5 protein-coding genes and 1 pseudogene are annotated in these 6,000 nt (G+C 57.2%); all 6 read left to right on the top strand.

Features of this window, described 5'->3' with window-relative positions; all coding sequences use genetic code 11:
- Positions 1-89 precede the first annotated feature (89 nt).
- Positions 90-553 (top strand): annotated as a pseudogene (locus ABIB28_RS08865) (IS5 family transposase); the annotation flags it as partial.
- Between the two features lie 636 nt (positions 554-1,189).
- Entirely contained in the window at positions 1,190-2,107 is a 918-nt protein-coding gene (locus tag ABIB28_RS08860) for a hypothetical protein (RefSeq protein ID WP_354287855.1), read from the top strand.
- 207 nt (positions 2,108-2,314) lie between these two features.
- Complete coding sequence (gene rfbC, locus ABIB28_RS08855) at positions 2,315-2,893, top strand: dTDP-4-dehydrorhamnose 3,5-epimerase (RefSeq protein ID WP_354287854.1); 579 nt, start codon at positions 2,315-2,317, stop codon at positions 2,891-2,893.
- A gap of 12 nt (positions 2,894-2,905) precedes the next feature.
- Positions 2,906-3,979, top strand: coding sequence for a dTDP-glucose 4,6-dehydratase (gene rfbB, locus ABIB28_RS08850; protein ID WP_354287853.1), 1,074 nt, complete (start codon positions 2,906-2,908; stop codon positions 3,977-3,979).
- A complete protein-coding gene (gene rfbD, locus ABIB28_RS08845) occupies positions 3,976-4,902 on the top strand; it encodes a dTDP-4-dehydrorhamnose reductase (protein ID WP_354287852.1) in 927 nt (308 codons plus the stop codon). Before rfbB ends, rfbD begins: the two co-directional genes overlap by 4 nt.
- The gene (gene rfbA, locus ABIB28_RS08840; protein ID WP_354287851.1) at positions 4,899-5,774 is read left to right on the top strand and encodes a glucose-1-phosphate thymidylyltransferase RfbA; all 876 of its coding nucleotides are present in this window, start codon (positions 4,899-4,901) and stop codon (positions 5,772-5,774) included. The genes rfbD and rfbA overlap by 4 nt, the downstream gene beginning before the upstream one ends.
- The last annotated feature ends 226 nt before the right edge of the window (positions 5,775-6,000 follow it).

Raw genomic sequence — 6,000 nt, 5'->3', positions numbered from 1 at the left:
CGGTATTGCAGGCTCTTTGCGTCGGGACATATGGGATCTCCGTTTTACCCGTTATGCCCACCCACACACGGAAATCCTGACAGGCCCATAGCACGCACATGAAAGCCCACCGCTCGGCAGGCGGCGGAAAAGGGGGGCGCTCGTCCAGGCGATCGGGATCAGCCGAGGTGGCCGAAACAGCATGCTCCACGCGCTCACCGACGGCCAAGGTCGCCCGCTCCGCTTCCTGCTGACCGGCGGCAACATCGCCGACTGCCGTGCCGCCGATGTCCTGCTCGATGATCTTGCGCCGCGTACCATCGTGCTGGCCGACAAGGCATATGACACCAACGCGATCCGCGACCTGATCGAATGTCAGGGCGCGGTGCCCAACATCCCATCAAAGGCCAACCGCCGCTGGAAAAGCTGCTTCTCGCGCACGCTCTACAAGGGTCAAAACGCCGTCGAGCGCATGTTCTGCCGCCTCAAGGATTATCGCCGCATCGCCACCCGCTACGACAAACTCGCCACCAACTTCCTCGGCGCGATATACCTCGTAGCCGCCATCACCTAGTGGTTATGAGTCCTGACCCTAAGTTTGGGCGGTTCCGTCGTTCCAGTTTGGATGACCGAAGGTGTAACGATTGTGGAGGCTTGTTGTCGTATATCTGAGAACTAAGTCGTGCGACCCCGGTTCGGTCGCGCGGCTGCGAGGCTTATGGTGCGCGTCGCAGGGGCAGTGTGCTCGCACAAATCTACCACATTGGCCCATCGGGCGTGACAATGCGGCCTTCGTGCCACACGGTGGCGCCGGATAAAGTATCCTCGGATGCGCCGTTGCAATGGGGCCAATATGTCTTTTCTTCAGTATGTATCGATTCTGCTGCCGGCGGCGCTTGCGCCCCTGTTGCTGGAGAGGGTCGGGGGCGAAGCCGTTTCGTGGCATCAAGATCGGGTTGCTCGGGTAGGATGGCACGGTGCGCGCGCTGCCCGAGTGCAGATAAAATCCTCTGGGCACCGTGGCCGCGCCACCCAGCAACGAGCCCGCTGTCAGGCCAGCATTGCGCGTACCGGGTGTGTGGCGAGTGACGCGGCGCCAAAGTCGGGATATGACGCGCTTACCTACGGCGTTCCGTGCGACGGTGTAAGCGATATCTACCCACGACTTGCGACGCTTGTCGGAACCACGATGACGCGCGCTAGGGGCGGCATGGTCGTATTGAACGCCCCGGGGAAGACCTGCGTCTTCAAGGGTTCCAAAACGATTGCAGGAAGTCCTGATATTTCGTTCTCGGTGACGAGCGGTACCAAGATCGAATATACCGGCTCCGGTGTCATATTGCCGCTTCGCAGGACCGATATCATCGCTTTGAGTCCGGCAATCACAAATGCGAAATACAGTAACGCAGCCAGCAATGATGTGACGACATTTTCGTACATGTTTGCTGACGCAAATCACGCGGACAAGATTAATCGCGAAAAAATGGCAACCTATTCGCTGTGTGATACCTCGGACACTTCGACGCCAACAGGCTGGACCCACGATTGTGTCGGAGCGCAACTTGATAGCGACAACCCGTATGGCGCTAGTATGACGCGACAATGGGGAATGACCGCCAATGCCATTCAGTCATTGCCAAAGGGCGACGGGCAGATGACCGGGGGAGAATTCGATATCACGCTCGTCGCCGGGAACATCGAGCAATCCAAGGTCGACCAGCCGAACTCAAAATACGGTCAGCAAGTTGTGTGCATCAGTAGGGGGCCAAATTGCACCACCGGAACGTATTATACAAAGGCCTCGAATAGTGTTGGCAAGTGGCATGATGCAATCACGATAAGTGCCAGCGCCATCGAGCGGAACGCTTTTTGCCTCCTAGAGGTGCATAGCGCAGAAAAATGCCAGGCCAGCATCGATAGCCATGGCGGCGTTCATGCGAAATTGGTACAACTCCAGGCGGTAGCCTACGACGCGCTGCCAAGCTGTGGTCCGAACGCTTCCGGGACGGTCGCCTATATCATAGACGCACCGGTCGCCCCTGACAAATGGCATCAGGCGATAACGGCAGGAGGGGGTACAAATAAAACTCTGGTGCAATGCATGGGGGCAGGTTGGCTAGCGATGTAACGCGTATTTCCCACCAAAAACACGCGTCAGCAACAGTGTGGCTCACGCCTCTTCGGCTTGGCTCGGGAGGGTTCGCTTCGCATGCGATGGGCGGCGCGCCGAGTCGGCACTTGCGTAGTTCGTATCGCCGGCGGAATTTTGCGCGCCGCGGGTGGGGGAGCAGAATCGCACTTTGCGTTCGGGATTATTGCGGCTAACCGGACGGGTATGACTGACAATAGCAATCCCGTTAAATTGGTTGTTCCGCGCCGTCATGGCGATCCGCGTGGGTGGTTCACCGAAGTGTATTCTGAGCCGACGTTCGCCGCTTTGGGAGTGGATTGCCGGTTCGTGCAAGATAACCACTCCCTTTCGCAGCCGCGTTTCACGCTGCGCGGATTGCACTTCCAGGTGCCCCCACGCGGCCAAGACAAATTGGTGCGATGCATTCGCGGTCGTATTTTTGACGTTGCTGTCGATGTTCGGAGAGGATCTCCAACGTATGGGAGTTGGGTCGGCGCGGAACTTTCGGCCGAAAATGGGCACCAGTTGTTTATACCAATTGGTTTTGCGCATGGTTTCGTCACGCTCGATGAAGCCTGCGAAGTCACTTATAAGTGCTCCGATACATATGCGCCGGAGCAAGACGGTGGAATTCGATGGGATGATCCGGCTATTGCCATCGATTGGCCGATACCCGCAAGGGTCACACCTGAATTGTCAGCAAAAGACGTGGTGCAGCCGCTGTTCTCGGAATTTGATAGTCCGTTTGTCTATGACGGTCGTCCGCTACAGCCGTTCGTTTAAGGATTCGGAAACATGCGCGTAATCGTGACTGGTGGAGCTGGCTTCATTGGATCCGCCCTTGTGCGGTACCTGGTGCTGGAAAAGAATTTCGACGTTCTTACGATCGATGCCCTGACATATGCGGGCAACGAGGCCTCTCTTCGCGAAGTCGCGGGGCGGCCCAATCACCGTTTTCTAAAGGGAGATATCCGTGACCGGGCCGCGATGGCCGAAGCGTTTGCTTCATTTCGTCCCGATCGGGTGATGCATCTGGCGGCAGAGAGTCATGTCGATCGTTCGATAACCGGCGCATTGGACTTCATCGAGACCAACATTGTCGGAAGCTTTGTCCTGCTCGAGGCTGCGCGAACATATTGGAATGAGCTTTCGGGCGAGGCCAAGCAGAACTTCCGATTTTTGCAGGTTTCGACCGATGAGGTTTACGGCTCCCTTGGCGCTGAAGGGTTGTTTACGGAAGAAACGCCCTATGATCCCAGCTCGCCTTATTCGGCGTCGAAAGCAGCGTCCGATCATTTGGCGAAAGCCTGGCACAGGACATACGGTCTGCCGGTGGTCGTATCGAACTGTTCGAATAATTACGGCCCCTATCACTTTCCCGAAAAGCTCATTCCTTTGACGATCCTCAATGCGATCGCCGGCCGCCCGCTGCCAGTCTATGGCAAGGGGAATAACGTTCGCGACTGGTTGTTTGTCGAAGACCATGCGCGAGCGCTCGATCTCATTGCCGACCGCGGACGGGTCGGCGAGACGTATAACGTAGGCGGCCGCAACGAACGGCAGAATATCGAAGTGGTGCGCCGCATTTGTACGGTGCTCGACACCCTCGTCCCGACAGATACGCCGCGCGAAACGCTGATCAGCTTCGTGACAGATCGGCCGGGGCATGACGCGAGGTACGCCATCGACGCGAACAAACTCGAGACCGAACTCGGCTGGCGCGCGCAAAACCCGTTTGACTCCGGCATCGAGAAGACCGTCCGCTGGTATCTTGACAATGAATGGTGGTGGCGGCCCCTGAGCAAGAGCTACGCAGGTGAGAGGCTTGGACTGGCGGCGACCGCCGTGTCGGTCGAGCCAGCGGTATGAGAATTGCGGTTACCGGGAAGGTGGGGCAGGTGGTTACCAGCCTGGCCGAACGCGGCGTCCAGGGCGGTCACGAGGTCGTCACGATTGGCCGCCCGGAAGTCGATCTCGCCGATCCTTCTTCGATATACGAACCGTTGCGCGCAGCGGCGCCCGATGTCGTGGTCTCCGCCGCCGCCTATACAGCGGTCGACCGGGCAGAAAGCGAGCGCGATCTCGCATACGCCATCAACGGTGTCGCGGCTGGCGCGATCGCCGACGCTGCATATCGGCTTGGTGTCCCGCTGATCCACATATCCACCGATTATGTTTTCGATGGACGGCTCGACAGGCCCTATACGGAACAAGATCAAACCCGACCGACCGGATTATATGGCGCGTCCAAGCTGGCGGGTGAAGAAGCGGTGTTGGCAGCGTATCCGCGCAACAGTGTAATTCTGCGAACAGCTTGGGTTTATAGCCCGTTTGGCAACAATTTCGTCAAGACAATGTTGAGGCTGGCAACTCAACATGCTGAAGTCTCAGTTGTCGATGATCAGCGCGGCAATCCGACAAGCGCTTTAAGTATTGCCGATGGAATCCTACAAATTGCGGATAACATCTTGTCGGAAGCTGACTACAATCCCGCGTTACGCGGGGTTTTCCATATGACGGCGGATGGTGAGGCGAGTTGGGCTGATTTTGCCCAGGCCATCTTCGAGGTTTCGGCGGCCGCGGGCGGGCCGTCCGCTGTTGTAAAGCGGATCCCTAGCGAAGCCTATCCCACCCCGGCAGCACGTCCTGCGAACTCACGTCTCTGTTGCGACGGACTCAGGGCGGCTCACGGCGTCATACTCCCTACGTGGCGAGGTGCACTGCAGACAGTCGTACTTAGGTTGCTTGCGAATAATTTATCAAGTCGTTCTGAAGGACTGAAAGTTTTATGAAGGGCATCATCTTAGCTGGCGGCAGCGGCACTCGTCTGTATCCAATGACCTTGTCAACATCGAAGCAGTTGATGTCGGTGTATGATAAGCCGATGATCTATTATCCGCTTAGCACATTAATGCTTGCGGGAATTCGCGAGATCCTGATCATCTCAACGCCACGCGACCTCCCAGCCTTTCAGGGATTGCTCGGCGATGGCGCGCAGTGGGGCATGAGTTTCGAATATGCCGAACAACCAAGTCCCGATGGGCTTGCACAGGCCTATATTATCGGCGCGGACTTCGTCGGGAATGAGCAGTCTGCCCTTATCTTGGGCGATAACATCTTTTACGGACATGGTCTTCCCGGATTGTTGGACAATGCAAGCGCGCGTAAAGTCGGCGCGAGTGTTTTTGCCTACCATGTACAAGATCCGGAACGGTACGGCGTCGTCAGCTTCGATAGCAATCGGCAGGCAATAACCATCGAAGAGAAGCCGGAGCATCCCAAATCGAATTGCGCGGTGACCGGGCTTTATTTTTATGATCCTCAGGTGGTCGAGATCGCGGCCAATCTGCAACCCTCTGTACGCGGAGAGTTGGAGATTACGGACGTAAACCGTGTCTATCTAGAGCGTGGTCAATTGTCGGTCGAAACCATGGGACGGGGTTTCGCTTGGTTGGATACCGGCACGCCCGATAGCCTTCTGGATGCGGCCGAATTCGTACGTGTTCTTGAGAAGCGCCAGGGCTTTAAGGTCGCAAGTCCTGAAGAAGTCGCCTTTCGGCAAGGCTTTATCGGCGCGTCAGAACTGGAGATAGCGGCTAATCGCCTCGGGAAGTCCGACTATGGTCAATACCTGCGGCGGATTCTTGCTGAAACGGAAGCGTGAAGGCGGATAGTGGTCACTTGAGTTTTGCTTTAGTCCGGTGAACGCCGGGAATCGGTATGCGGCGTGGCGGGTTGAGATGTGACCGCCAGCGCTGCATGCTCGAACGATCGTCATCTCGCGCCGCGCACCAGTCAGGGGTATGGGGCATGGCAGAATCTGTGCGCTGTGTTCGGCGTCGGGCGGACTTATTGTCCCTCAGGGGCGCGGAGAACAAACACTGTAATTG

Source organism: Sphingomonas sp. UYEF23 (genome assembly GCF_040546165.1).
Classification (GTDB): domain Bacteria; phylum Pseudomonadota; class Alphaproteobacteria; order Sphingomonadales; family Sphingomonadaceae; genus Sphingomonas; species Sphingomonas glacialis.
This window is presented reverse-complemented; position numbering and strand designations above follow the sequence as displayed.